At 51.1% G+C, this 26,428-nt stretch carries 22 protein-coding genes; 9 read left to right on the forward strand and 13 right to left on the reverse strand.

Translation table 11 applies throughout. The annotated features are described in order from the left end of the window. Positions 1 to 152: 152 nt before the first annotated feature. The 4 genes from AC4IE8_RS16455 to AC4IE8_RS16470 all read left to right on the forward strand — a co-directional run bounded on the left by AC4IE8_RS16455 (position 153) and on the right by AC4IE8_RS16470 (position 5,495). Entirely contained in the window at positions 153 to 2,021 is a 1,869-nt protein-coding gene (locus tag AC4IE8_RS16455; protein WP_068995519.1) for a putative nucleotidyltransferase substrate binding domain-containing protein, read from the forward strand. Positions 2,022 to 2,023: 2 nt separating this feature from the next. Continuing rightward, positions 2,024 to 2,716 carry an exonuclease domain-containing protein gene (locus tag AC4IE8_RS16460; RefSeq protein WP_068995518.1) on the forward strand — a complete coding sequence of 231 codons (693 nt, stop codon included), beginning with the start codon at positions 2,024 to 2,026 and terminating at the stop codon, positions 2,714 to 2,716. Between the two features lie 177 nt (positions 2,717 to 2,893). After that, positions 2,894 to 4,840, forward strand: coding sequence for an acetate--CoA ligase (acs, locus tag AC4IE8_RS16465; protein WP_068995517.1), 1,947 nt, complete (start codon positions 2,894 to 2,896; stop codon positions 4,838 to 4,840). Positions 4,841 to 4,922: 82 nt separating this feature from the next. After that, positions 4,923 to 5,495, forward strand: a complete 573-nt coding sequence (locus AC4IE8_RS16470) for a hypothetical protein (RefSeq protein ID WP_068995516.1) — start codon at positions 4,923 to 4,925, stop codon at positions 5,493 to 5,495. Positions 5,496 to 5,789: 294 nt separating this feature from the next. Here AC4IE8_RS16470 and AC4IE8_RS16475 read toward each other — a convergent pair whose 3' ends face one another. Beyond that, positions 5,790 to 9,245 (reverse strand): acyl-[ACP]--phospholipid O-acyltransferase, encoded by a 3,456-nt coding sequence (locus tag AC4IE8_RS16475; protein ID WP_068995637.1) that lies wholly within the window; start codon positions 9,243 to 9,245, stop codon positions 5,790 to 5,792. Between the two features lie 122 nt (positions 9,246 to 9,367). Between AC4IE8_RS16475 and AC4IE8_RS16480 the strand changes: the two genes are divergently transcribed. Further along, positions 9,368 to 10,144, forward strand: coding sequence for a helix-turn-helix domain-containing protein (locus AC4IE8_RS16480; RefSeq protein ID WP_068995515.1), 777 nt, complete (start codon positions 9,368 to 9,370; stop codon positions 10,142 to 10,144). Positions 10,145 to 10,202: 58 nt separating this feature from the next. Here the strand turns inward: AC4IE8_RS16480 and AC4IE8_RS16485 are convergent, their stop codons facing one another. Further along, entirely contained in the window at positions 10,203 to 10,571 is a 369-nt protein-coding gene (locus AC4IE8_RS16485) for a hypothetical protein (protein WP_490791485.1), read from the reverse strand. A gap of 135 nt (positions 10,572 to 10,706) precedes the next feature. Next, positions 10,707 to 11,255, reverse strand: a complete 549-nt coding sequence (locus tag AC4IE8_RS16490) for a C40 family peptidase (RefSeq protein ID WP_490791513.1) — start codon at positions 11,253 to 11,255, stop codon at positions 10,707 to 10,709. Between the two features lie 391 nt (positions 11,256 to 11,646). Between AC4IE8_RS16490 and AC4IE8_RS16495 the strand changes: the two genes are divergently transcribed. Both AC4IE8_RS16495 and AC4IE8_RS16500 read left to right on the forward strand, forming a co-directional pair. After that, positions 11,647 to 12,306, forward strand: a complete 660-nt coding sequence (locus AC4IE8_RS16495) for a PspA/IM30 family protein (protein WP_068995512.1) — start codon at positions 11,647 to 11,649, stop codon at positions 12,304 to 12,306. Further along, positions 12,303 to 13,637 (forward strand): hypothetical protein, encoded by a 1,335-nt coding sequence (locus AC4IE8_RS16500; protein WP_490791486.1) that lies wholly within the window; start codon positions 12,303 to 12,305, stop codon positions 13,635 to 13,637. The genes AC4IE8_RS16495 and AC4IE8_RS16500 overlap by 4 nt, the downstream gene beginning before the upstream one ends. Positions 13,638 to 13,710: 73 nt before the next feature. Here AC4IE8_RS16500 and AC4IE8_RS16505 read toward each other — a convergent pair whose 3' ends face one another. Together AC4IE8_RS16505 and AC4IE8_RS16510 are read right to left on the reverse strand one after the other, a co-directional pair. Then, positions 13,711 to 13,926, reverse strand: a complete 216-nt coding sequence (locus AC4IE8_RS16505; RefSeq protein ID WP_068995510.1) for a hypothetical protein — start codon at positions 13,924 to 13,926, stop codon at positions 13,711 to 13,713. 770 nt (positions 13,927 to 14,696) lie between these two features. After that, on the reverse strand, positions 14,697 to 14,963 hold the full coding sequence (locus AC4IE8_RS16510) for a hypothetical protein (RefSeq protein WP_490791487.1): 267 nt from the start codon (positions 14,961 to 14,963) through the stop codon (positions 14,697 to 14,699). Between the two features lie 187 nt (positions 14,964 to 15,150). On the opposite strand from AC4IE8_RS16510, the gene AC4IE8_RS16515 reads away from it, so the two are divergent. Next, positions 15,151 to 15,735: a DUF1521 domain-containing protein gene (locus tag AC4IE8_RS16515; protein ID WP_068995507.1), complete on the forward strand. Its 585-nt coding sequence runs from the start codon at positions 15,151 to 15,153 to the stop codon at positions 15,733 to 15,735. Positions 15,736 to 16,087: 352 nt separating this feature from the next. Here the strand turns inward: AC4IE8_RS16515 and AC4IE8_RS16520 are convergent, their stop codons facing one another. From AC4IE8_RS16520 to AC4IE8_RS16535, 4 genes are all read right to left on the reverse strand, one after another. Further along, positions 16,088 to 16,489: a hypothetical protein gene (locus AC4IE8_RS16520; protein WP_490791488.1), complete on the reverse strand. Its 402-nt coding sequence runs from the start codon at positions 16,487 to 16,489 to the stop codon at positions 16,088 to 16,090. Positions 16,490 to 16,696: 207 nt separating this feature from the next. Then, on the reverse strand, positions 16,697 to 17,155 hold the full coding sequence (locus tag AC4IE8_RS16525; protein ID WP_071892905.1) for a GNAT family N-acetyltransferase: 459 nt from the start codon (positions 17,153 to 17,155) through the stop codon (positions 16,697 to 16,699). A 456-nt stretch (positions 17,156 to 17,611) separates the two neighbouring features. Then, a complete protein-coding gene (locus tag AC4IE8_RS16530) occupies positions 17,612 to 18,106 on the reverse strand; it encodes a protease complex subunit PrcB family protein (protein ID WP_068995505.1) in 495 nt (164 codons plus the stop codon). Between the two features lie 11 nt (positions 18,107 to 18,117). After that, a complete protein-coding gene (locus tag AC4IE8_RS16535) occupies positions 18,118 to 20,727 on the reverse strand; it encodes a S8 family serine peptidase (protein ID WP_490791489.1) in 2,610 nt (869 codons plus the stop codon). 264 nt (positions 20,728 to 20,991) lie between these two features. On the opposite strand from AC4IE8_RS16535, the gene greB reads away from it, so the two are divergent. Further along, positions 20,992 to 21,495, forward strand: coding sequence for a transcription elongation factor GreB (gene greB, locus AC4IE8_RS16540; protein ID WP_068995503.1), 504 nt, complete (start codon positions 20,992 to 20,994; stop codon positions 21,493 to 21,495). Positions 21,496 to 21,650: 155 nt separating this feature from the next. On the opposite strand, the gene AC4IE8_RS16545 is transcribed toward greB, so the two are convergent. From AC4IE8_RS16545 to mtoX, 4 genes are all read right to left on the reverse strand, one after another. Then, positions 21,651 to 22,202, reverse strand: a complete 552-nt coding sequence (locus AC4IE8_RS16545) for a TlpA disulfide reductase family protein (RefSeq protein WP_068995502.1) — start codon at positions 22,200 to 22,202, stop codon at positions 21,651 to 21,653. A gap of 105 nt (positions 22,203 to 22,307) precedes the next feature. Continuing rightward, positions 22,308 to 22,874, reverse strand: a complete 567-nt coding sequence (locus AC4IE8_RS16550) for an SCO family protein (protein ID WP_068995501.1) — start codon at positions 22,872 to 22,874, stop codon at positions 22,308 to 22,310. After that, positions 22,875 to 24,833, reverse strand: coding sequence for a cytochrome c peroxidase (locus tag AC4IE8_RS16555; RefSeq protein WP_490791490.1), 1,959 nt, complete (start codon positions 24,831 to 24,833; stop codon positions 22,875 to 22,877). A 93-nt stretch (positions 24,834 to 24,926) separates the two neighbouring features. Next, positions 24,927 to 26,315, reverse strand: a complete 1,389-nt coding sequence (gene mtoX, locus AC4IE8_RS16560; RefSeq protein ID WP_068995499.1) for a methanethiol oxidase — start codon at positions 26,313 to 26,315, stop codon at positions 24,927 to 24,929. Between the last annotated feature and the right edge of the window lie 113 nt (positions 26,316 to 26,428).

A 26,428-nucleotide genomic window follows, 5' to 3' on the forward strand; every position in this document is an offset into this window, starting at 1 on the left:
AGTCTGCAAATCGGCCCCGCTTCGGCGGGGCCTTTTCATCATCAAGGTAAAGAATCTCAACGTATTGGCTTCTGATTCTCTGCGGGCCTGTTAATATAGCCCCAATACGTTGATATTTTTTTAATGTAAACAAAACTATTTGAGTCAAAGCCATGGAAATCGAACTGATCGAGATACGTGACTTTCTGGCTGAACGCCCACCCTTCAATGCCCTCACCGAGGAACAGCTCGACCTGCTGCCAAAACAGCTCGAGATCCGCTACCTTCGCCGCAACAGCAGCTTTCCACCCGAAGGCACGACCAGCAACCATCTCTATATCCTGCGCAGCGGTGCGGTGGAACTGCACGATGAAGATGACAACCTGGTTGAGAAACTGGGTGAAGGCGGTATCTACACAACCCAGTGCCAGTTAATCGATATCAGCCGGGCCTCCCAGGGTGTTGCGACAGAGGATACCCTGCTCTACGTGATGACCTGCAAGACCTTGCAGGCACTGCGGGATGCCGAGCCATCCTTTAACGAACACTTCAGCGAATCGATGCGCGATCGCCTGAAACAGGCGGTCAACACCCTGAAGGTCAGTAACAACAACAATCCTCTGGAGATACTGACCGCTGAGATTCAGGGTCTGCTGAAAAAAGCGCCGGTCACTGCCGATGTGGAGAGCAGCATTCGTGAAATCGCTCTGGTGATGAGTGCAAAGAATATCTCCTCCATGATGCTGATGCAGGATGAACAGCTTGTTGGCATGATCACTGACCGGGATCTGCGTAAACGCTGTGTCGCCGCCGGCGTCTCCCCGGATGTCCCAGTCAGCGATATTATGACTACCGATCTTAAAACGGTTCAGGAAGACACCCTGATCATCCAGGCTCTGATGATCATGACCAAATTGCGAGTACACCATCTCCCCGTAATGCGCGGAGACAAGGTGGTGGGCATGGTGACCGCAACAGATCTGGCCAGACACCAGTCGACCAACTCGGCCTTCTTCGCAGCCGATATACGCAAGGCGGAATCCCTGGATAATCTGGCGAGCATCAGTGAACGTCTGCCGGAACTTCAGTACCAGTTGGCCTCCTCCAGCGCTACCGCCCTGCATATCGGTGATGCCATCTCCTCCCTGACCGATTCGATAACCAGCAGGTTGATTGAACTGGCGCAACTGGAACTCGGACCTGCACCCGTACCCTACGTCTGGCTAAGTGGCGGCTCTCAGGCCCGCAGGGAGCAGACGTCACACTCAGATCAGGACAACGCCCTGTTGATCTCCGATGAGATGAAACCGGAGCATGCAGACTATTTCGGACAATTGGCCAAGCGGGTATGCGATGGCTTGAACGCCTGCGGATATATCTACTGTCCGGGTGATGCCATGGCAATGAACCCGAAATGGCGTCAGACACTGCAGATCTGGAAGAAGTATTTCAATACCTGGATCAACAAACCTGAACCGATGGCACTGATGCTTTCAAGTATCTTCTTCGATCTCCGTCCGGTACATGGGGAATTCGAACTTTTTGAAGAGCTGCAGTCTGAGATATTGGGCAAAACCCGGGGTAACGGCATATTTACCGCCTATATGGCCGCGAATGCCTTGCAGCATCGTCCACCCCTTGGTTTTTTTCGTACTTTCGTATTGATCCATGGCGGCGATCACGATGACACCTTCGATATCAAACACAGGGGGATTGTCCCGATCACCGATATCGCCCGTGTGTTTGCCCTCGACCGGGGGCTGCCTCAGGTCAACACAACCAATCGGCTGCGGGCCGCAGCCGAAACCTCGATTCTCAGCCAGGAGATGGGTGAGAACCTGATTGATGCACTGGAGTTCATCGCCAGCATGCGAATCAATCATCAGGCGGAACAGATCGGCAATGGAATAACCGCTGACAACTACATGTCTCCGGACGAGCTTTCAGACCTGGAGCGCAGGCATCTCAAAGACGCCTTCCGGGTCATACAGGATATGCAGGAGACCCTGGAGAACCGCTACCAGGGGGGTCGATTCCGATAGTCATGTTAAGTCGATTCCTCAGCAAAGAGTCTCAACGCAAACGGGCCTTGAAGAAGGTCGAACAGGGCGTGTTGCATGACTATCTGTCAACACCGATGGTCAACAAGGATACGGTTTGTGAAGATCTGATTATCGTTTCACTCGATCTTGAAACCACAGGACTCGATCCGAAAAAGGATAAGATCCTCAGCTATGGATTTGTCGAAGTCAGCCACATGACCGTCAGGCTGGCCCACTCAAGCCATCAGCTGATCTCCATCGAAGAGGAGATTCCTGAAGAGTCGGCGGTGATACACCAGATTACCGATGACCAGGCAGCCACCGGCATCCCTCTGGAAGAGGCGATGCCAATCTTACTCCGTCAATTGGCGGGTAAGGTGATGCTGGTCCACTACGCCTCGATTGAACAGAATTTTCTCGATGCGGCCTGCCGTAAACTCTATGGCGCCCCATTCGTGATCCCGATCATTGACACACTTGTACTGGCACGACGCCTTTTTGAACGACGAAACCACACCTTTCAACCAGGCAACCTTCGTCTGTTCAACCTGAGGCCTCAGTACAATTTACCGAACTACAAGGCACACAATGCCTTAAGTGATGCTGTCGCCACCGCAGAGCTGTTTCTTGCGATGGCGACAGATATGTTTCCTAATCCCAGTCAATGCCAATTGAGACGTTTTATAACGCAATGACAAGGAATAGAATGAGGGGTTGAGCAAAAAGCAGTTAATAGGGTTTTTGACGATCTTTTGTGAATCCTAGCAGGCTTGATATAAAGCAATGCCGAGCAATCACATGCATTGGTTAAATAGCAAGCTGAAGCCCAACCCGGCAGTTGATAACGAAAAACCACCATTGAGGAGAATTCAATGTCTGAACACAAGGTCTACCCCGTCCCGGCTGATTTTGCAGCCCAGGCCAACGTTAACGATGCCCAGTATCAAGAGATGTACCAACGCTCCATCAGCGATCCGGAAGGGTTCTGGTCTGAACAGGCTGATCAATACATCAGCTGGTTCAAGAAGTGGGATAAAGCGCTGGACTGGAGCTTTGGCAAAGACGATTTGCATATTGAGTGGTTCAAAGGTGCAAAACTCAACGTCTCATACAACTGTCTAGATCGCCACCTGGAGAGCCGGGGGGACCAGGTTGCGATCATCTGGGAGGGCGACAACCCGGATGAGTCCCGCAACATCACCTACCGTGAGTTGCACCAGGAAGTTTGTAAGTTCGCCAACGTCCTGAAGTCGCGCGGCGTCAATAGGGGAGACCGGGTCTCTCTCTATCTGCCGATGATTCCGGAAGCGGCGGTAGCCATGCTGGCTTGTACCCGTATCGGTGCTGTGCACTCGATTGTCTTCGGTGGTTTCTCTCCCGATGCGCTGCGTGACCGGATCCTCGACTCCGACTGTAAGGTGGTGATCACTTCCGATCAATCCATGCGTGGCGGCAAAAAGGTGCCATTGAAGGCGAATGCAGATAAATCGATTGCCCAATGCCCCAATGTTCACACCAGTATCGTTGTACAGCGTGGTGGCGATCCGGTTGAATGGGATAGTGAGCGTGATGTCTGGTATCACGAGGCGATGGCGGATGCCTCGGATGACTGCCCGGCTGAAGAGATGGATGCTGATGACCCATTGTTCATCCTCTACACTTCAGGCTCCACCGGCAAGCCCAAAGGCGTGCTGCACACCACCGGTGGCTATCTGCTGCAGGCAGCGATGACCCACAAACTGGTTTTCGACTATAAAGATGGCGAGGTCTACTGGTGTACCGCCGATGTGGGCTGGGTTACCGGACATACCTACATCGTCTATGGTCCACTGACCAATGGCGCCATCACCCTGATGTTTGAAGGTATCCCGACCTATCCGGATATCTCACGCTTCTGGCAGGTTTGTGACAAACACAACGTATCCACCTTCTATACTGCACCGACCGCCATCCGCTCCCTGATGGGTGCCGGTGAAGAACCGGTAAAAAAGACCAGTCGCTCGAGCCTGCGTCTGCTCGGCACCGTTGGTGAGCCGATCAATCCTGAAGCCTGGGAGTGGTACTACCGGGTAGTCGGAGATGAGCGCTGTCCAATCGTCGACACCTGGTGGCAGACTGAAACCGGTGCCCATATGCTGACCCCCCTGCCCGGCGCAACACCGCTGAAACCAGGATCAGCCACACGTGCATTCTTTGGTGTCGATCCCGTATTGCTGGATGACCAGGGCAATGAAATCGATGGCAATCCTGCCGAGGGTAACCTGGCGATCAAGCAACCATGGCCTTCCATGATGCGCACCGTTTATGGTGACCACAAGCGTTTCTTCGAAACCTACTTCGCCATGTATCCGGGATACTACTTTACTGGTGACGGCGCCCGCCGTGATGAAGACGGCTACTACTGGATCACCGGGCGTGTGGATGATGTTCTCAACGTATCCGGCCACCGTTTGGGTACTGCAGAAATTGAATCTGCACTGGTATTGCATGATTCTGTCGCTGAAGCAGCGGTTGTCGGTTATCCCCATGACCTGACTGGCCAGGGCATCTATGCCTATGTCACCCTGATGGCTGGCATAGAGGGTACAGATGATCTGAAAACCGAGTTGGTGAAGCTGGTCCGCTCTGAAATCGGCCCGATTGCCAAGGTCAACCTGATTCAGTGGTCACCAGGTCTGCCGAAAACCCGCTCCGGTAAAATCATGCGTCGTATTCTGCGCAAGATTGCCGCCAATGAACTGGATACCCTGGGTGATACTTCAACCCTGGCCGATCCAAGTGTCGTCGATAATCTGATCGACAACCGAGAGAACCGATAGTCCAGCAACCCTGACTAAGGGCGGTGTTGATCACCGCCCTTTTCACTCATCACATATCAACGATCGCGGAAACAGCAATCAGATGAATTTTAAAGTGCCGACTCTTTATAAACGCCTGCTGGCATTCGTAGCAGTGATCGGACCGATTTTCTGGTTGGTTTTCACCGAAGACGGTCAACGCCGAACCGACACGGTGGTGTTGACCCTGTGGGGCGAGGATGAGATCAAACTGAATCTTCAGGCCCTCGATAACCAGGTCACTGAAGAGGAGTTCATGAAAGTCTTTCCCGACATCGAGTGGCAGTGTCAGGATCAGATAAGCCCATTTGGCAATCGCCTCTGTGCTTCAAAAATCGGTGTCTTCAACGGTATCCCGGCCCACTACGTGACTGTCTTCTTCCATGATAAATGGGTCAATGGCGTAAAAATCGGCTATCGCAAAAACTACCACACCCAGCTCAAGACCCAGCTCTGGCAACAGATGGGCAGCCCGATTGCGGAAGGTTCGGATCAACCACAAGTCAAAAGAGGGCCGGACAGCGTGCTGCACTGGTCGACCAATACGGGTCATGTGATCCTAAAAGAGGAGTTGGCAGAGAAAGAGGAACCATCGCTGATGTGGCTACCCTTCTCAATGCTACCCAACAGCTCTTGAGCGCTCTTATCGCTCGACTTCCTCCCGCACCGTTTACAAAACGTGAGCATTGTATTGGCCCCGACTGGACGCCAATTCGCGCAAAATCCTGCAAAATAAATCAGTCCACAAAGGAACGTGAATCTGCTGATTTGTTAGCGGGACCCGTGATTCATTCACCCAGGGAGTAGTGAGCCCATGCTGGGATGAAAATAGGGAATTTAACGCACCAGGTTGATCTGGATAACAACATACCATTAGCGTTTATTCGCGTTCCTTTGTGGATTGATTCATTTACACGGCTTGATCGAGCCATCAGCCTCCCGCAAACTCCAATGCGATTTGCCGTGCGGCACTGAAATCACTCTTACCACTGCCCAGCTTAGGTATCTGAACGACCTTGATCAGCTTTGCAGGCAGCATAAGCGGTTTGAGTCCCACCGAGTGAATAAGAGATTTCAGCTCGATGTTATCCATCTCACCGCTGAACAGTAAAACCACCTGCTCACCCTTCATGCTATCGGGCAGTGTGGTGGCCAAAACCTCCACATCGTCTGACAAGCGTTGTGAAATGGCACTCTCCACTGCACCCAGACTCACCATTTCGCCACCGATTTTGGCAAATCGTGAATAGCGATCCACAATGGTCAGAAAGCCATCTTTATCCAGGTGACCTTTGTCGCCAGTCTTATACCAGCGAATCCCATCCAGCTGGACAATGACCTCATCGGTCTTCGTCGGATCATTCAAATAACCAAGCATCACTTGCGAGCCACCGAACAGAATCAGCCCATCCTCTCCTGCCGGCAAAGGGCTCAGCGTGTCCGGGTCGACCACCCGAAAACTTCCTCCTGGAAGCGGCTGACCGACGGTACCGGGTTTATTCCCCACCTCCGCCTGAATGCTATTGGGATGGAGACGATTGGGAATATTGACACTCGCGACCGGTGTTGTCTCTGTCGCGCCATAACCTTCATAGATCGGTTTATTGAACTTAAGACTAAAGGCGTCGCGAATCTCCGGTTGGAGTTTTTCAGCACCGGCAACCACCACTCTTAACGACGCCAGCATCACACTGTCGATCTTGCGATTGCGATTGAACAGGCGCAGAAAGGTGGATGTGGCGCACATCACTGTCGCCTTATGCCTGGCCACGGCTTTGGCGATGTTGAGCACATCGGTTGGATCAGCATGGGTGATTGCCGGCAGACCTTCCACCAGTGGCATCAGTGCGGTGACCGTCAAACCGAAAGCGTGAAACAGGGGCAGACTGGCAACCACCCGATCCTCCAGACGGGTATCCAGCAGATCGGAGACCTGGCGACTGTTCGCCATGATATTACGATGGCTGAGCATGACCCCTTTGGGCAGGCCTTCGCTGCCGCTTGAAAACAGAATTGCCGCAGTGCTTTCAGCATCGATGCCTCGACTGAAGAGTCGACGAATCATCCAGGCGGGTAAAATCCTTACCGCGAACAGCGTCATCAGCTTATTCAGGCTGCTGATCTCATCTTTCAGATCTTCCAGATAGTAGACCTTGACCCGATCCAGTATCGGCTGCAGATCAATGCCTCGTTGTTCGAGTTTGCGTAAAAAACGGCGAGAGGTATAGATGCTGCGGAGCCCCGCCTGATCAACCGCACCATTGAGTGCGACCAGATTGGCTGTGTAGTTGAGGTTGACCAGAGTCTTACCCTGCAACAGCACAGCCATGTTGGTAATGATTCCTGCACTGCTGGTGGGCAAAAGCAAACCAATATTCTGCTCAGGACTGCGTTGCCCGATTAGACGGGAGAAAGCGATTGCTCCGGTCAGCGCCTTGTAGCCGCTCAATTCGGTATCCCCTACAGCATCTGCCAGGCAGAGCCGGCGACCCTGCCTCTTCACCCGATCGATCCAGGCATGATGGATGGGTTGCAGCTTTTCTGTATAGCGCTGCCAGGTGGTAATCGAGAGATCGAAGACCCGCTGCTTCACTTCATGGGCCTTGCTCTCTATTGGCATTGGCTTGCCAAAGGCAAGAATGATCTCACGACGAGCCCAGTGATTGTGCAACCGTTTCAGTCCCTCATTGGCGCGGGAAAAACGGCTGCCCCAGAGCCCACGCAGATAAAACGGCAGGATTGTCGCTTCCACACCTTCGACGGCTTTTTCAAATCCCCTCTTAAAGCGTCCCAACTGACCACTGCTGCTGATGGCCCCCTCTGGAAACAGACAGACCACCTCGCCCGCTGACAACAGTTGATTGATCTTCTGCAGAGCCTTGTGGCTGGAGGTTCCACCTGCAATCGGTATTACACCGGCCATGTCCATGAGTGGTTTCAGGTACCAGCGTTTATAGATGCCACGATGCATTACAAATCGAACCGGGCGCGGAGAGGCAATCTGGATAATCGCCCAGTCGAGCCAGCTGATGTGATTGCCGAGCATCAACACACCACCCTCCGCCGGCAGATGTTCGAAACCTTCGATCACGATCCGGTAACGTCCTGCGAACAGGCGCGCGATGGTAAAACGTACCAGTGAATGGGGCAATTGATAGACAGTGTAGAGAGTCCCGACAAGGGCAACAATGGTAAGCAGATGAAACAGCCCAACACTGTCACCTCCCTGCTGGGCGAACATAACGGTCAGAATCAGAAAGGCCAGCATCACCAGATTGTGTACCCAGTTATTGCCGGCGAGAATGGTTCCCAAACGCTGTTGTGGAGCATGAAACTGAATCAAGGCATTCAGCGGTACGATAAACAGTCCACCTGCGGTACCTATAAAAATGAAATCCAGGGCAAGAGCCAGATTCGTCTGCAACAGCGGGATCAGGGCCACACCGACGACCACACCTAATGCACCCAGAGGTATCAGGCCGGTTTCGATATGTCGGCGTGAAAGTCGGGCGGCAAGTATCGACCCCAAGGCGATACCGATACCGGAACAGGCCAGGATTCCCTGGATAATAACGGTATTATCCTGAGCCAATGCCTCTTTGGCATAGGCAGGAAACGCCGCCAGCAATACCTGTGAGATACCCCAAAAGGTAGCCAGACCAACGATCGAAAGGCGAATTCCCCGTTTCTCTGTCAGCGCCTTTAAGTTTTCCCTTAAATAACGCCCTTTGCCATACCGCTTCCAGTCGAACTCTGTCTCGACAGGCTTTGTTGTTGCCGGCAATCGAAAGGTCAGCCAAAGTTCAACCAGCGAACAGGCCACCAGCAGCCAGCCCAGCGGAGCGATCTGCTGCAGAATCTCACGGCCACCCTGATACTCTACCCCCTTCAAACCGGTCTCAAACAACCAGGAGAAGATAAACACACCCATCAAAATGGCTGCTATGGTTACGGCCTGAACCGCGCCATTGGCTGTGGCCAATTGAGACTTACCGGCCAACTCTTTGATATAGCCATATTTGGCTGGTGAATAGAAGGCACTCTGCACAGCCAGCAGGAAGGTCATGAAAAAGGCGACTTCGAACCAACCTGCATAGTAACTGGCCGTGATCACCAAGGTTAGTAATACTGCGGCCACTGCGCTCACCCTCATCACCTTGGGTTTCCGATAGCGATCGGATATAAATCCAGCCGGTGTAAAGAGCATCAGGGCCGGTAACAGAATGAGTCCATTCACGATTGCGGTCAAAATGATCTGAAGCTCTCCATCATAGATCTTGAACACACTGTTCTGAATGATGATCTTATGCCCCAGATCAACAAAAGCATTGATGAAAGCGACCAACAGATAGGGGATGAACCCGTTGATTCGACTGAGTTTGTCCATGTCATACTCCCTGGTATTAATTTTTTCCATAAATTAGCCATTTGTCTCTCAATAAGATACTCTTTAAACAATCGAAGCATTTTTTAGGCCTGGCAGTATCCTTTTTTAATACCCATCGAATCATGGCACAGACTCTACAACTCATTGACACCCTTAAGCGAATCCTCAAGGCTCACGGACTGACCTATGCGGATGTGGCTCAACATCTGGATCTATCCGAAGCGAACGTCAAAAGGCTATTTGCCAAACGCCGTTTCACCCTGGAGCGTCTGGATCAGGTCTGCCAACTGATGGAGTTGGAAATCTCCGATCTGGTGCAGGAGATGAATGAGCGGACAGGCGCTATGGCGATCTCGGAACTCAGCCTGGATCAGGAGGCGGAGATCGCGGGTAATCTGGAGTTGTTGCTGGTTACGGTTTGTGTGTTGAATCGTTGGACACTGGATGAAATCATTGCCCGATTTCACATCACAGAACACAGATGCATTCAGCATCTGGCCAAACTCGATCGCTTGAGGTTGATCGAGATGCTACCGAAAAACCGGGTGAAGCTGCTCATCGCACGGAATTTTAAATGGCAGGAAAACGGACCGATTCAACGCTTCTTCCAGGAGAAGATCGAAGCTGAGTTTTTTGCCTCCCGATTTGATCATGCCAATGAAAGACTGATCGTAATGAATGGCATGCTGGCCGAAAGCTCAAATCAGGTATTCCAGCGTAAAATGGAGCACTTGGCGAGAGAGTTCGATGAGCTAAATGATGACGATGCAAAGCTGCCGCTGGATGATCGGGATGGCACAACACTGGTGATTGCAATGCGTCCCTGGTCTTATGGACTCTTCGATGATTTACGCAAGGCGGAGGCAAAAAATCCAAGAAACAGGCGAAACAGCAGTTGACAGTTTCAGGCTGATACAACCCACGTCGTATCAACATTTGTCAGGCCAGTTAACAAACCTAAGGGCCTGTTAACACTAATTCAATGCGCTTGCCACCATATTTATGGACTGAGTCATGGGCACGAATGGTCACAGTTTTTACATCAACGGGAATAACAACCCCAGATAGAACCCGGGTAAACGGTTGTTCCTTAACATGGGGATGGTGCAGTGTCCTTGTGCCAATAACCCCGCCTTTCTCATCCAATACTTCCCATCTGTTTGCATAGTGATCCCAACCACTATCCTGATGTTGTACAGTCACTGAAAAATCATAGAGGTTAGAGCCCCGCTTACGTACCTCCGCATTGACTACATCCGCCTCTCCGGCATAGGCTGATGAAAATGCAAACATAAAAAGCATTAAAAGGAACAAGCTGTTCTTCATAGTAAGTACCATACTGTTTTCCAAGCTGCTTTCAAACTTAAGAACTCCCTGTACGATTCTCTATTCGCCATCCCGATGAATAGCAGATTGATCAGTTTAAATGAATCAGTTGTCGATGCTGAATAGTAACAAATTCTAGAAAATTCGCCCTGCACCAATCAATCGTTTGCTCCAATAGGTTTCATCAAGTTTAGCCGCTGCAACCCGCCTTTTGGAGGTGGAAGCGTGGATAAATCGTCCATTACCCGCATACAATCCGACATGTGACAGTTTCCTGGAGCTAATTTTGAAAAACAGCAGATCACCTGGTTGTAGATCCTCAGTGGCTATTCGTTTTGAGGCTCGGTATTGATCCTGTGTTGTTCTGGGAATCGATAGTCCGACTTGTTGAAAGACGTAGTGCATAAGACCGCTGCAATCGAACCCCTCAGGTGAGACACCGCCATAACGATAGGGTTTACCTTTGAGCTTCTCTGCGATAGCCACAACGGGGTGCCTCGATACAAACACTATCCGCTCTGTATCTACCATTGATTGTTGTCTGCGGCTTGATTCTGTCGCCGCTACCGTTGCACAACCAGTAAACAATAGCGCAATTGTCACCATCGAGAATAAGCGTGAACCCGACAAGTAGCCGATCTCAATGTAGCCGCTGAAGGAACAGTAAATCCGGGAAAACAGCACTCTATCCAAATCCACACACCTCGATTTATTTATCGATGATAGAAAACATAGGGTTAAATATAGCCAGATTTTATTCATCTACAGGAATACCCTTTAAACCTTAGCGCCATAAAACTGAACCTCAGCTTAAGACACGGTTTTAAGCTGTTACTTCCCTACCCTCTCCCACCGATACCAGGCAATGACCACCTATAGCTGTAGTGGACGCTGGATGGAATAGAAGGCGTTGAAGCGCGTACCCTTTTATCGATAAAGTGGCTGTTAGTCACGGATGGTATTAATTATTTATACTATTGGTTATATTTTTCTTATCTTTTCAAGTTTCATTAGATCAAAGTATCATTTTAATTAATCCTTGTAACACCAAAAACACTTTACAGGGAGAAAGACAATGAGTCTGTTTAAACGTCTTTCACTCACGATTCGCTCACAATTGGATGATGCGGTTAGTCGAATCGAGAATCACGACGCCATTATCGATGCGGCGCTTCAGGAGAGCCGTGATGCGATCGCTCGGCTGAAGTTGCAACAGTCCCGTATGAACAGAAAACTGGATGGCATTGATAGCCAAATAGATACCTTACACAAGGATGAACAGCGCTGGGTAGAGCGGGCCAAATCATTGACCAAGCATGATGAAGCACAGGCCATTACCTGCCTTGAACAGCGGGACCGCTGCAGCGACAAGCTAAAGCAGTTGCAACAACAGCGTGATCAGTGCACTGAGATGACCTTTCGTCTGTCAAAAAACCTGCTCAAGCTGGAACAGAAACTCATCAATGATGAGCAGCGTTTGCAGGAGTTTCGCGGTCGGGATCTTACCACTAAGGCAGAAAGCGCCGTGCAGGATGTGATCTGTTCGGATGCCTCCAATCTTGAACAGACTTTTGATCGTTGGGAGCTCTCCATTACGCGCAACGAGATGAAACAGCAGGGTGCAGATCCCCTTATCAGCGAAACCGATGCCCTGGAGGAACGATTTCAACGGGAAGAGCGTTTAGCGGCGCACAAGGCTGAACTGAAGGCACTGATGGAGGGGGACTCGCAATGAGATCAGAACAGCTCACACCAACCAACAGTGACATGGATTCAGATGCAACTGAAGCCAGTGGTTGGCGTTCACAACTCATGCAAAAGTTCGAGATTTCCACCCTGATGCGTCTATTGGGTGGTGGAATTACCTTTGTGGCGATTGTCATGTTCCTCTTTCAACGCTGGGATGATGCAACTGACCTGCTTCGTTACAGCATGATCATGGGTGAAACCATACTCCTGACCATCCTGGGGCTTGCCACCAGCATCTGGCTCAAGGAGCAGAAGAGTGCTCGTGTGTTTCTTGGCTTGAGCCTGGTTTCAACCAGTGCGGTATTCACCATACTGGGGGCCATGATCTATTCTCAGATACAGTGGCTTCCGGTGGATGCCCATCTACCTGACTATGCACGCTGGGTAGCAGACTCCTCCCAATCTCTCTTTTGGCTACTCTCAGGCAGTCTGGTTATTCTTGTTGCCCAATCAATGTTCAGCTTCAGCGTACTGGCCAGACCCGCTGCCCGGCGTCTGACCCTACTGATGATGCTGAATGTTATCTTGTTGATACTGCCGACCCGCGAGATGTGGATTACCACCCTGCTGCTCTTGCCGGCACTCATGTTCGGTCATCGCTACCTGACGAAGCTTCGTGCATCGATGCCGGCGATGAGGACCACGGAAGGCGTCATGGCCAGCCTATTGGTAATGCTGCCGCTGATAATCATGATTGGACGAGGCGCCTACCTCTACGCCGCGGATGCGTTTACCTTTACGACACTGGCACTGCTTGGCTACCTGATATTGAGACAACTGGCTCTCTCTTTGAAGGTCATGATCCGTTTCAGACAGTCACTTGAGGTGTTGTCACTACTGCCTGCCCTGTTGGCGGCATTCAGTTTTACCTTTCTGCTCTATGACATTGCCCCAGAGACTGGTAACTGGCTGGTGGTTGCATTCGGCATGACCTTGAGTGGTTTTCTGTTTGATTTGAGCAAACGGGCCATATCGGGCCGCAACCACTATTTCACTTCAATCTTCTACAGTGGATTGATCATTGCAGTTATCGAAATCGCTTTCTGGCCGGGACTTTCAACCGCCCTGTTCGCAACCCTGTTGTCAGGTCTGATTTTATTGTACAGCTACAGTGCAAAGGAGAATAACTTACTCCGTTTCTCGCTACTCACTTTAATTGGTAGTGTTATCCTGCTGGTCAATACACTTTTTGTCTCTTTTGACATGAGTATCTGGATCACCCTGGCACTGCTCGGTATGTCGATCATCGTTATGGCGGCTGTTGTAGAGCACTATGGGAATCAGATCATGACACTCATTCAGAGATTGAAAGCATAATCCCATGCAATCCCATCGGCAGGATAACTGCCGTTGGGATTGCTGTAAGATCGACACATCCCCTCGAATCCACTCAATTCCTACCACCCCCCCTATTCAGACGTTTGATGGTATCTCTGGTCAGCCAGATAAAAAAGCCGACGCAGACGACACTCAACATGGCATACAGCCAGAACTGAACCTCAAACCGATGATAGTGAGGCTCGAGTTGTTCAAAAGCTGTCTGCCAGGCATTGAAAAGGGATAACTGTGCAAAATAGATTCCCAGAGCCAGTGAGCCCATGGCCATGATGACCCTCAAAAAGAATCGGGGATGTTGAGCGGGCCCAGTTGACATACGGTTGTTACTTCATGGGTATTTGAGGATCGGTCCGGCAACGGTTGACCACACTGTAAGCATAACTCTGACAATTATTGTGTAAGCCGAAACCACCTTGTGATTTGTTAAGCTCGTCATCGAGAATTCCGTTCACACAGGATTCATTGACGTACAATTCTCTGGAGTATCCTGTGAGTGGTCGATCACATAGGTTTCTGTGGCGTAGGGACTCTCATAGGCTTCACCGGGCACCATATCGGGATTCCCCCAAGCCCCACATCCTTGGTTTCTGTCCGCACCCAACAGTGCTCCACCAGGCCCATGGCAATCTGAGCAGGACGACAACAGATCTGCACATTGTCCTGCTTCGGAGTCTGTTTAACAGAGCTACACACTTCCTCCGCCACCACCATAGTGTCTGAAGGTCGCCCGAGTGCGCGATCCAATTCGGTTGGGGTGGATTTCAAATGATCTTCGGTCGTCATACTATTGAGTGCTTGGGTAGATTGAGACGACTCTGAACTACGACTGTTTCCATCGCCTGACTGTCCGATTCCACCGCTGGAACCTGATACACCTTCCGTCATAATCGTTTACCTTTCCCTGATTTATGAATACTTACTGCACTCAATATCCCTGTCAATCAAAAAACTAACACTTACAAGACGATTTCGCTACTAGGGAATTCCCAGTTTGTTGAGAATGGCTTTAGATGAATAATGCATTTCATGTTTTGATCATCAAATACAAAGGAGTGTAAGCATGTCGTCTTCACCACCAATGAATGGACTCGCCAGCGCCGGGCTAAGCGCACTATCGAACAAGCAGGGCTCTATGAACTTCTCTCTGCCCTCGTTATTTAAAATACGTTGCGGCAGAATCCCCTTGCCCAATCCCCATATGCCGCAACTGCCGGGTGGCATGCCAGGACCAAAGTTACCCTGCCCTCCCGGTGGACAACTGCCTTTTCCACCGATGCCTGGACCACCCATACCACCCTCTTTCATACCCTGCCCACCTGAGCCAGGTCCGGCACCCTGTCCACCCGAACCGGCCCCGCCGGAGCCAGGTCCAGCACCTTGTCCTATAGAGCCGGCCCCACCGGAACCTCCCTGTCCACCTGAGCCGGCTCCTCCAGAACCTGGTCCTGAGCCGTGTCCTCCTGAGCCATGTCCCGTCGACCAGGAGTGGACAGTGACCCAACAGTGTGACGGTAAGGCCACCATCGACCTTGGCGATCAATATGAGCTGGTACTGAATGAGAACAAATCACAGATCATTGTTCGCAACAAGGAGACCGGGGAAGAGACCAACATCTGGGGTGATCCCCATGTGGATTGGAATGGTGACGGCAAAACCGACGTGAATTTCTGGGAAAAGACCACCTTTCAACTGGAGGATGGCACCAAGATCACCATCGACACAGAGAAATTCAAAAACAATGAGATGTATGTTGCCAATGACATTACCATCACCAAAGGCGACAAAGTGATCCAGGTTACCGGCCTGAGTCAGAATGAAAAGGGTGATATGCAGATTCACCAGAGTGACCGGGGTGGGCAGTTGATGGACCTGTTAGTCACGGATGGTTTTGTGGTTCAAGAGAATGCCGACGGAGAAGGATGGATCAATCCGGAAACCGGCGAGATGGCCACTCAAGAGGATTTCAATGTCACCAAACCGGGGGCTGAGAAACCCTATGAGTTTTGCCAGGATTTTGGCCGTGCCCTGGGGCTGTTTCTGACCACTGGTCTTATAAACTGGAACTGGGATCGTTGATCTCTTGCAATCTGTAGACGTAATTTCCCCCTGCTACGGCAGGGGGGTGCAGAGAGTCTTCCACCGCTTAACCATCCAGAACCGATACTCACAATAGAGTTTTCAAAAACCTCCAGGGAGATTGTGATTTCAACACCGGCTTGTATGACATACATCGGTTGGAAGTTCCCCGCACCGGACTGATACGAGTGACTACAAGTCTACTCCTCATACCCCAACTTGCCATTGGCGCCGTTTGCTGTGATTGGCCGCCTTTATGGCCAATAGCACGCTGATCTGCAGAAACGATAAGGTGGAATTCCACGACAGCCGGGAAAGCTCAGGACATTAGGGCCAGTTATTCAGGGGTAGCTTAAACAAGATGTCTGGTGTCGAGAGAGTTTTCAAATCCGTTCAGCGATTCAGCTAGAAACAGTTTGAAATGTCTCATGATCTGTTTCGGTATACGTTGCTCTGCGGTTAATCTCAGATCATGCAGTTCCTGCATGATTCTGGTATCGCATTGGGTTCTGGCTCTGTCTATGGTGTTGTGCACGACCTGATCGAAGATCAAACCTGGGCGATCCTTGACCACGCCGTAAATTGCAATCAGCGTAATCTGCTCTTCCAAACCCAACTTGCTGTGATTATCAAGAATTGCCAGCATCTGCGCTGTGACACAATCGATCTGCAGCGGGTTCAGTGAGACATTCTCAACCCACAGTGCAGCTGGATGGGGGGCATCCAGGCCCGCAATAGCGTTCTTCGATAGCATAGTTTTACCCGTCTACCTAAAATCCTTTGTAATCTGCATCGAAACGCTCAGGCCCCAATCACTGTTCGGGGTCGATATGAGGTTTATGAGCCCATCAAACACAGTGCTTCCTTGTCCTGCAATTATCCTAAACTCACACGCTTTACGCAACTGCCAACCCGGTGATGAAACGTGAATTATTGTATTGCCGGGTTAATAACCGAACCGCTACTTATGACGAAGTACATTCAAATTGATCTCCTGCCATCCCTGTTTTTTATAGAAATCGAGGGCTAATCGATTATCCCGGTCAGCAACCAGTTGAACTCTTTTTATCCCTCGGTTCTCCAGCCACCGTTTGATATGGGATAACAGTAACGCTCCAACACCCTGACCACGATGGTCGGCGTCGACGACAACATCCTCCATCCAGGCAACCAACCCTCCCTCTGCAGTGGATACGACCAACTGCAGGGTAGCCATCGCGACAATCTCCTGGCCATCACTCCTGACAACAAAGATCTCTGCTGTTTCAGACGCCTGAAGCAGTTCCAAACCCCGTCTTTGTTTATCCGGATCCACATTGAAATCCGCTTCAATTGAAAACAGTTGTCTCAGTAGATCGACCATTTTGTCAAAGTCACTCCTCTCTACGGAAGAGATGGTAAAACGGCTGTTACTGCTCATATGTCACGCCCCTTTGCTCAGCTGTTTGTATTGAAAGCTATTCCTGATATCAGATACAACGTGACTTGATCAATCCGTCACTCCGAACAATCTCAATCCATTCATCTCTCATCGCTGGATTGGTCAACAGAACTGGAAGATCATAAAGAGAATTCATCAGAGCTTCTGTACTCCTATTGACAGTAGACCAATAGTCACAATTGGGCATTCATCAATGCGAGCTTACAAGCCAGGCTGGGATCGCCCTGACTCTTGAAGAAGAATCCATTTATTTCCGGTTAAAAATGGATAATCTGCAGGTATCTGCGGGAAAAGCAGAAGCGGTGTAAGTAATCGGTAGCGGGGAGTGAAAACCATCAAGCATTTATCGACCCGGTAAAAGAGAGATTACCGGGTCGATAAGCTGTCAGCTTGATGTCAGCATCAATGGCTGTTTGATAAGTTCAGTTTATCGCGCTAAGGCAGATCCAGGCTGTGTTTCAGATTACCCTCTTCATCAACCACGGCCAGACGAGTGTAATCACCTTTGGCGATTTTCAGGTAGAGACATGGAAAGGTGATCATCTGCACCTGAGCCATACCAGGCTCCGGCTTACTCCACTGCAGTGCCAAAGTCGCCGTCTGCTCCTCAATGGCCAACTTGTCTGAGAGCAGTTTCAATCCATAGCCCCCACTCGGCTGCTGCCCCATGTCGACTCGGACCAGCCAACTATCATCCGTGTCAGATTTGCCTGCCTCGCCGGCTTTGAGGGACTTGTCACTCATTACCACGCCGCCACCAACGTTTTTGATGACGCCCTTTTTGACCAGATGCATGCCGGCTGCCTGGTTATTGGAACAGGCAACACCGTCTTTGACGACAGAAACTGAATTATCCTGGACATTACAAGCGGTCATAGTGATACACAGGGCTGACAGCCCCAGCCATTTCAATGTGTTAAATACTTTCATCTGTTATCCCCTCAGTCCTGACGTGGGTAGACCATCAGCTCTTGAACGCTCTCTTCCGCAGAGAGTGCATTGGAAGTCGGAGTCTGATACTCGTAGGTTGCTGAAAAATCCAGCCCATTGACTGCGCCAGACCCAACCGTTATGACATTGGGCTGAGAGAGGGTGGGATAGGCGCCACAGGACTCGCCGTTATCGCAGATCAGGTTATCCATGTCCATGTCTGAACCGGCAACAACGTAGTAGTCGCCTGAGCTGACATTACTGAAACTGTAACTGCCGCTACCGGAATTGGTATTTACCTCATCCTGTTGTACAGGCTGACTGGTTGCATTGTCGACCAGCAGTACATAGTGACGACCGGCATCACCGGAAATCGAACTATCCAGCACCTGCATAATCACATTCACATCGACACTGGAGGTTCCTGCACTCACCTGAATGGTACCTGTATAGGTTGCCGGTGAAAGTCCACTACGGTCGACACTGACGGTGTAACTGCCGATACCCGAGCCATTCACCTGATTTGCCGCAACCGACAACCAGGAGATGTTTTCACTGATCTGAACGGTACCGACAGATCCGCCGATCTCTTCCACAAACAGCGAGGTGGACTGCAGTGAATTCGAGAAGTTGAGGCTCTGCGGATTGACACTCAATGAGGGATCAGTTGGTGTGTTACCACCACCCCGCTGTTGTGCGGCCACCACGGCTTTGTAGGCATCGATCAGACCGTGCCCGTAGAGGTCGTCCCGGCCACTGTTACCGATGTCGTTGGTCAGCTCCCCGGAGGAGAGCATGCTGTCGAACTCGGCCGGCGTCAGACCAGCGTAGACAGATTTCATCAATGCAGCCACACCCGCCACATGAGGCGCCGCCATCGAGGTGCCCTGGTAGAAGTTATAGGTAAAGCTGGTACCGCCCTGAGAGTCATCACCCAGGGTACTGAGTACACCGTCAGCTCGACCGTCACCGTCCACGTCGGCCTGAGTGTTACCGCCAGGTGCAGCCACATCGATCTCGGTACCATAATTCGAATAGGGTGCCCTGGTACGGCTTTGATCGACCGAACTTACCGAGACCACACCGGTATAGGATGCGGGATAGGCAAGTTGTGAGGTGTTTTCATTACCCGCTGCGGCAATCACGATAACCCCGGCGTTACGCGCTGCGGTGATCGCATCAAAACTGGCCTGGTCGGGAGAAGCACCACCCAGACTCATGTTGATGACATCCGCTCTCTGTGCAGGCGTGGTACCGGATGCGTTGGACAAACCAGCCGAGAAGAGAATGCCGTCGATGATGTCGCTACTGAAACCACCCTGCTTGCCGAGTACACGGATCGGCATGATCCGTACATTCCAGGCCACACCGGCAACACCTGTGGAGTTGTTACTGCTGGCGGCTACGGTTCCGGCTACATGGGTACCGTGAAAACTGGAGACTCCGTTCTGAATCTCATCACCGGCATCGTCCGGATTGGCATCGATGCCGTCCCCGTCGTTTGCATTGCCGGCATCGGAGATAAAGTCATAACCGTTCACCAGCTGACCGCTCAGGTCAGGATGGTTCAACAGCACACCGGTATCGATTACCGATACGATGACACTGGTATCACCGGTGGTGATATCCCAGGCCTGAGGCAGATTGATCTGATTGTAGTGCCATTGCAGATTGTAATACTCGTCATTCGGAATTGCAGAGGCTTGATAAATATAGTTGGGTTGAGCATAGACCACGTCACTGCGCTGGTTGAGCTCTTTGATCGCCATGATGGTATCCAGCTTCAGCTGGGCCTCGCTGTCCATTTGCGCATAGATCCCTGGGCGAGCGGCGGCATTGCTGACGTACTGATCATTCAGAGTCAGCCGTTGAACACCGATTTCATTCTCTGGAGAACCACTGAAGCTATAGTGGCTTAGTCCGGTATTCAGGGATTTGGCTTGGCTTGAATCAGTATCAAATTTGACCAGCACCTCACCTGGCACAAAGTCATCATTGACACTCATACCGCCTTGTGGAACCAGAGAGGAAGCAGTCAAACCAATGGAAAGAAGGTAGTTTGAAGCACCACTGTAGGCATGCACGATGACATAATATTGACCATCGGATGGCACCACGATGGTCTCGAATTTTGATGTACCGATCGAACTGGCGACCGGATTGCTCAGATTGTTCACATCAAACAGGTAGAGATCCAGATCGACACCACCCACATCGATGTCACCGATATTCAGCACCAGGGTCTGCCCCGATGTCAGATTGACCAGGTAGTAATCATCCGGATCACCGGAAGCCCTCAGATTACCGGCAGCGCCTGTCCCGGCCACATTGACATAACCACCGATATTGACAGGGTTGGGTACGGACTGTGCATTGTTCGCCGGTTGATTGGCGACCGGTGTGGTTTGATCATCATTGACGTCACTGTCAGTAACCACATAGCCAGGAACTGATATCAGACCGCTGATACTGCCGCTGGTACTACCACCATCGCCACTATCACCTCCGTCGTCATCATCCGAACCACCGCCACCACCGCCACCACACGCTGCGATGATCCCGGAAACCAGAAGGGTAAGAAGTATTTTTGACAGTTTTTCTGAAAGTTTTATCTTTGCCACGCCAAATGTCCCCTTTTTTATAAATCCGATATGATTAGTATCTGCCTGATTTTAGAGTATTCAAACATCATTTCAATGGTGAATATGTCACCTTGATCCCATGTAATGGTGATTGTGCAATACTAGTATTTGTTAACAGCATTCCAAGTAAGGATGATTGGTTCCGTATTAACAGGCCCTGAATGGAGTTAATTTAAAGAATTGGATTCTTATACTTAAGCCAGTAACAAATTCTTAACAGTCACCCGCTCATTTAAACACGCCATGGGAAGATACAGACCGCCTGCGCCACCGAAATCACCCTATATCACACTACAGGGATATGAAAGCCTGAAAACTGAGCAGCAGGGATTGTGGCTGCGACGACGGGATGTAACCAAAGCCTTGGCGGCGGCTGCAGCCGAAGGTGACCGGTCAGAAAACGCAGAATACATCTACCGTAAGAAGGAGCTTCGTGAGATCGACCGCAGAATCCGCTACCTGCAAAAACGCCTGCCCAGTCTAAAAGTTGTCAATCAGCCCCCGGCCAATTCAGAGCAGGTCTTCTTTGCCGCCTGGGTTCTGCTCGAATCAGAAGGTGGTGATGAGCAGGAGTACCGGATCGTCGGACCGGATGAAATCGATAGTCACCCCAGTTACATCAGTCTCGACTCGCCGCTGGCACAAGCGCTTTTGAAACGCAATCTTGACGATCAGGTCATTGTAGAGACACCAGCTGGGGTAACCAAATACTGGATCACCGATGTACGATATGAGACGCCTGACTAGGACCTGATAGCACGCCTTGGGGCCTGGGTTCTCCGGGATATAGAGAAGGGTCTTAATAAACCTACACAAATGCTGAGGATCGTGCCGGGTAGGAAACTTCATGCGATTCAAGCATGCTGTACCGGCCGCATTGAAGCAGAAAATTTGAGCGGCACTCAATATCCAGACTGTAATGATTCGATGAGTTCAATCAAAGCCGGCTGGTCCCATTCACGTTCACCAACCACCTGGTAGATGATCAGTCCCCGTTTGTTCAGCACCAATGTGGTGGGCAGAGCTTTGACTCGCCATCGCTGACTAATGCGCCCCCGTTCGTCCATCAGCACTTCAAAATCGATGGGATAGTCGCGCAGGAATGCGCTGACGGCCTCCCTGTTCTCCCCCAGATTGATTGCCAGCATCGCCATGCCACTGGATTTTAAACGATCCCAGGCCCGGTTCATGGAGGGCAGCTCGGCCCGGCATGGGGTACACCAGCTGGCCCAGAAGTTGACCAGCACCACCTGGCCCCGGTAGTCCCGGAGCTGTTTATACTCACCATCAAGGTTCGGTAGCCTGAACGGTAGCGCCGGTATTGGCGCTACCGGTGCAAGCCGATATTCAGCGGCCTCCACGCGAGTCTGGGAGGATGAGATCAGCAGTAATAAAAACAGGATCAACCAGGTTAAAGCGGATAGAGCGCTGCTGTGGAGATGTACCGGATTCATCGGGTAGATCCAGTGTTTAAAAAACGCTCAACCTGACTGGTCGAATTTTCAGAGAAAATGGAACAAATATTCATTTTTTTAAGTCGCGGGGATACAGCATCTTGATCAACCATCCACCGACAACATGCCCCGCACCACATCCACGATGTGTTCAACCGGCATACCGTAGGGAATTACCACGACCAATTCACCCATCTGATCAATCAGATAGAGATTGGCTGAGTGATCGATACTGTACCCTCCCCCAGCCTTGTCATTGCGCTGATACTTTACCCGGTATTGTCGCGCCACCTGATCAACCGCCTTTTCACTGCCGGTCAAACCAACAATTTCACTGTTGAAATAACCCACATAATCACTCAGAACAGCCGGGGTATCGCGATCCGGATCCAGAGAGACGAAAAGTCCCTGAAGATCATCCGATTCGCCCTTCAGCGTATCGAATACCACGGCTAATTTGGCCAATTCTGTGGGGCAGATATCAGGACAATAGGTATAGCCGAAAGAGAGCAGTACCAGTTTGCCCTGCAGCTGACTCAGTCGAAAGGTGTCGTTGTTGTGATCGGTGAGCGTGAAATCCCCACCGATCTCTTCCGTACCGGCAGATGCCATGGTCACAGACAGAATGGTGAACAGCAGCACCAGCCAGAGCTTTTTGTCGGCCCGTGTCATTCAGCGTACCTCCACTTCGCTGCCATGCACCCAGCTGGGATCCCCTTCCCCCACATCCCCTATGGGAGCGTTAAAGGCATCCGCAACCAGGGTGTCCACATTGCTGCCGGTCAGGGATCGCATAAAATCAACCAGATCCGATCTCTCCTGCGACGAAAGACCGAGCGGTCGGATCAGCGGATCGAGTAGCTCATTAGGCACCCCACCCTGATCATAGAAATCGACTACCTCGTGCAGAGTGCTAAGTGAACCGTTATGCATATAGGGTGCGGTGAGATCCACGTTGCGTAGACTGGGGGTCTTGTATTTCCAGCGATCATGAGGATTCTGAGTCACCTCATAACGACCTACATCTGTGGGCGGTTTCTCGCCCACCTGATCGATAATCGCACGATCGATTTCGATGCTAATCCCTGGGGCAACTGTCACCGGCTGCTTGTCCGGAGAAAACCCCATCGACTCCCGGTAACCGATTCCTGTGTTGTGCAGTTGATCATCCATGAACAGGGCACTCCGTTCTCCGATTGAGTGACAAGCAACACATCCTGCCTTACCGGTAAAGATCTCAAACCCCCGCTTTGCCGATTCGGAGAGTGCTGTCTCATCACCGGCATACCGCCAACGGTCAAATGGGGAGTCAGCTGAAACCAGAGCACGCTGGTAACTGGCCAGCGCCATGCCCAGTGTCTCCATCGATACGCTTCTACCATCGAAAGCCGCTTCAAACAGACCACGGTAGTCATCGATCTGACGGATTTTGTTGAGCACATAGCCGATCGATGGATTGCCCATTTCGTTGTTTGCCAGCAAAGGCCCCCAGACCTGCTGTTCCAGATTCTCCTCCCGGCCATCATGGAACAGCAGCTTACTGTAGGCTGAGTTGTAGACCGAGGGGGAGTTGCGTCGTACCGAACGCCCTTCGATGCCCACTGCCATGGCCAGTTCATTACTGGTAAATCCCTGTTCCGGCACATGGCACATGGCGCAGGAGAAAGTATCGTTGAGCGAAAGTCTGCGATCGTAAAACAGCTTTCGGCCCAACTCGATCTTCTCCCGGGACAACGGATTGTCAACAGGCACCGGGATCGCCGGCAATCCCAATGGGGGGTTGTTGGCAATTGACAGCAGGTCCGCCTTCTCACCCTTTCTCAACTCCAAATCCTGCGAATCGGTGACGTAATCGCTGAGTTCATATCCCAGTTTATTATCCCCCGGTTTCGAAAGCCGGGATGTTTGCTGTGATGCCGTTGCCAGCTTGATGGTCTCACCGCTTCTCTGCGCTTGTTGAAGAATTGTTTTCAGATCATTGATGATCAGATCTTGATGCAGGAAATCGACACTGTATATATTACGAATGTTCTTTTCCGGATCGATGAGGAATACCCTGAGCACATGACTGTATCCCACATGGGTCCTGCCACTGCTATCGGTCTCACGTAAGATCACCTGATTGTAGGACTTCAGAATCGGATCCAGGCTCTGCTGCGAGGCGGTGGTGACGAACTGCCACTCACCAGCACTCCCTGCGTAGCGAAAGTTATTGCCATACAGCCCCATTACCGAAGGGGTGTCGACTTCCGGATCGAAACTGAGACTGATCAATTTCAGCCTGCTGGCCAGCACTTGATCCCGTTGCATTGCCGATTTGATTTTGTAAAAGACATGAGAAGTCAGTGGACAGCCGTTAACATCGCTGCAAGTGCTGTAGATAAATGCCAGCAACACATACTTGCCATTGAAAAGCTCATACAATGTTCGCTGTTCACCCTCGGCAATCAGAACCTCACCATTCGATGCCTCACCCAAGGGTGGCAACTGGTAACTGCCGATCTCAGGCAGCTTGTAAGCCAATTCACCATAACCAGGCGCCGAGATGACCGAAGGGTTGATCGAATTGGCATCAACCGTTGTTACGAATATTGCCGCAATCAGAAATGGTTGGAAAAATCGAAAAACCATAAATGCTCCCAGGTGCTGACAAACCCGGCTCCCAGAGACCCAGCCGGGATTGTCATTTGCGGATCCCAGTCAGAGATCCGCATCGGATAGACACTACTTGCCTGTGGTATCCAGACCGGCTATGGAGGTCTGCCGATCCTCAGGTCTGACCTGACCATACAGGGAGTAAGCACCAAACCGCATCTGATGTGCCCGACCAAGTTTGAGCGCCTTGAAATCGATGGCAAACTTCTCAACCAGTTGCTCTCCATTCCAGACGTAACTCTTGAAGTACTGCTCATTGTCCTCACCCTTCTTGTCCCAGTTGGCCAGCAGTGAAGAGGTGTAGTAGATACGGGTGCTGTCCCAGCTGGATGAGGCCATGTTGACCTGTCGGCCGATCACCTTCTCATAGACCTGTTTCGGTTTATGCGGATTGGTCATATCGAACAGCCGGGTCTTACCATCCATAAATGTATTGACCCAGAGGCGACTGTCATCAGAACTGATGGAGATATCCACCGGCAGAGGCACTTTCGAGGCATCACCGACATCGGCAACCGCTTCAGCCTGCCATTCCCCCTGTTGATCTTCATAGATCAGCCAGATCTTGGAGGTCAAAGCTGTCGTGGTAACACACCAGTTGTGGTCGGGCTGCCAGGCACAGCGGATCTCCAGAGGTGCGCCGGGCACATCAAAAACCTTTGTAGGCTTTTTACTGTGCAGATCCCAAAGCACCACGGTATTGCCGAAGCGCTTCATCGCCTGCTTATCCTGTAACATTTTGCCGAAATCCATCATGTAGTTGGACCAGCCGGTAAAGGAGGAAGTAAGCATGATGTTACGGCGAGGCAAAACCCGAACATCGTAGCTGTAGCCATCGGCATACTTACCGGTTTTCTCCGCACCGCGCAGATTCTGGTCGGTGGGCATCCAATGGGTGGCGATATACTCGCCTTCATTGGTGTACTCAACCAACGCAGTACGACCACCATGATCCTTATTGTTTGAAAGACCTGTGATCATGATACGACCAGGCAATGCATAGGTCGTGTGGGGTCCGACCACACCACCACTCTTCTCGACAAAGTCGGTGACGACTTTATGCAGCGTGGGTTTCGCCGGATCGCTGTGTACATCGAAGATGAAAAGTTTGTTGGTATCGAGACCGCCAGCCCAGAGGTAGCGACGATCGTCGGTAAAACCTGAATGGTGCGCTTCATTACGCCCACCAATGGAAAGTGAATCGACCACTTTACCGTAGTTTGCCGATTTGGGATTGACATCGACGGTCACTAGTTTGTCCTGGCCGTCTCCCATGCCTTCAATACCCAGCGTCCAGACATAGACAAAATCTTCCTGGCCGACAATCTTGGCCATGTAGGGTGACTGGCAGGTCTCATCGGCCTGCAGGGAAAGTGTGGCACCGAACAGGGTGGCGCCAATGGCCAGGGCGGATGCCAGGGCAATGGATTTGGCAGGCTTTTTTTTGAATAGCCTCATGATTAAAACCTCCTAGTGGTAAATTTTTTACTGCTATTCAGCCTTACCTCAGCCCTGCCAATGCAGATGGCCAAACCCGGAATGACTGAAAATCCAATCCGGGTGGGTACAAC

It is taken from the genome of Candidatus Thiodiazotropha sp. AKAK2 (assembly GCF_058244685.1).

What these genes read in the sequence shown, in the direction of transcription:
- AC4IE8_RS16455 (WP_068995519.1), top strand. Translation starts at nt 153, where the DNA reads ATGGAAATCGAACTGATCGAGATACGTGACTTTCTGGCTGAACGCCCA.
- AC4IE8_RS16460 (WP_068995518.1), top strand. Translation starts at nt 2,024, where the DNA reads ATGTTAAGTCGATTCCTCAGCAAAGAGTCTCAACGCAAACGGGCCTTG.
- acs (WP_068995517.1), top strand. Translation starts at nt 2,894, where the DNA reads ATGTCTGAACACAAGGTCTACCCCGTCCCGGCTGATTTTGCAGCCCAG.
- AC4IE8_RS16470 (WP_068995516.1), top strand. Translation starts at nt 4,923, where the DNA reads ATGAATTTTAAAGTGCCGACTCTTTATAAACGCCTGCTGGCATTCGTA.
- AC4IE8_RS16475 (WP_068995637.1), bottom strand. Translation starts at nt 9,245, where the DNA reads ATGGACAAACTCAGTCGAATCAACGGGTTCATCCCCTATCTGTTGGTC.
- AC4IE8_RS16480 (WP_068995515.1), top strand. Translation starts at nt 9,368, where the DNA reads ATGGCACAGACTCTACAACTCATTGACACCCTTAAGCGAATCCTCAAG.
- AC4IE8_RS16485 (WP_490791485.1), bottom strand. Translation starts at nt 10,571, where the DNA reads ATGAAGAACAGCTTGTTCCTTTTAATGCTTTTTATGTTTGCATTTTCA.
- AC4IE8_RS16495 (WP_068995512.1), top strand. Translation starts at nt 11,647, where the DNA reads ATGAGTCTGTTTAAACGTCTTTCACTCACGATTCGCTCACAATTGGAT.
- AC4IE8_RS16500 (WP_490791486.1), top strand. Translation starts at nt 12,303, where the DNA reads ATGAGATCAGAACAGCTCACACCAACCAACAGTGACATGGATTCAGAT.
- AC4IE8_RS16505 (WP_068995510.1), bottom strand. Translation starts at nt 13,926, where the DNA reads ATGGCCATGGGCTCACTGGCTCTGGGAATCTATTTTGCACAGTTATCC.
- AC4IE8_RS16510 (WP_490791487.1), bottom strand. Translation starts at nt 14,963, where the DNA reads ATGAAAGAGGGTGGTATGGGTGGTCCAGGCATCGGTGGAAAAGGCAGT.
- AC4IE8_RS16520 (WP_490791488.1), bottom strand. Translation starts at nt 16,489, where the DNA reads ATGCTATCGAAGAACGCTATTGCGGGCCTGGATGCCCCCCATCCAGCT.
- AC4IE8_RS16525 (WP_071892905.1), bottom strand. Translation starts at nt 17,155, where the DNA reads ATGAGCAGTAACAGCCGTTTTACCATCTCTTCCGTAGAGAGGAGTGAC.
- AC4IE8_RS16530 (WP_068995505.1), bottom strand. Translation starts at nt 18,106, where the DNA reads ATGAAAGTATTTAACACATTGAAATGGCTGGGGCTGTCAGCCCTGTGT.
- greB (WP_068995503.1), top strand. Translation starts at nt 20,992, where the DNA reads ATGGGAAGATACAGACCGCCTGCGCCACCGAAATCACCCTATATCACA.
- AC4IE8_RS16545 (WP_068995502.1), bottom strand. Translation starts at nt 22,202, where the DNA reads ATGAATCCGGTACATCTCCACAGCAGCGCTCTATCCGCTTTAACCTGG.
- AC4IE8_RS16550 (WP_068995501.1), bottom strand. Translation starts at nt 22,874, where the DNA reads ATGACACGGGCCGACAAAAAGCTCTGGCTGGTGCTGCTGTTCACCATT.
- AC4IE8_RS16555 (WP_490791490.1), bottom strand. Translation starts at nt 24,833, where the DNA reads ATGGTTTTTCGATTTTTCCAACCATTTCTGATTGCGGCAATATTCGTA.
- mtoX (WP_068995499.1), bottom strand. Translation starts at nt 26,315, where the DNA reads ATGAGGCTATTCAAAAAAAAGCCTGCCAAATCCATTGCCCTGGCATCC.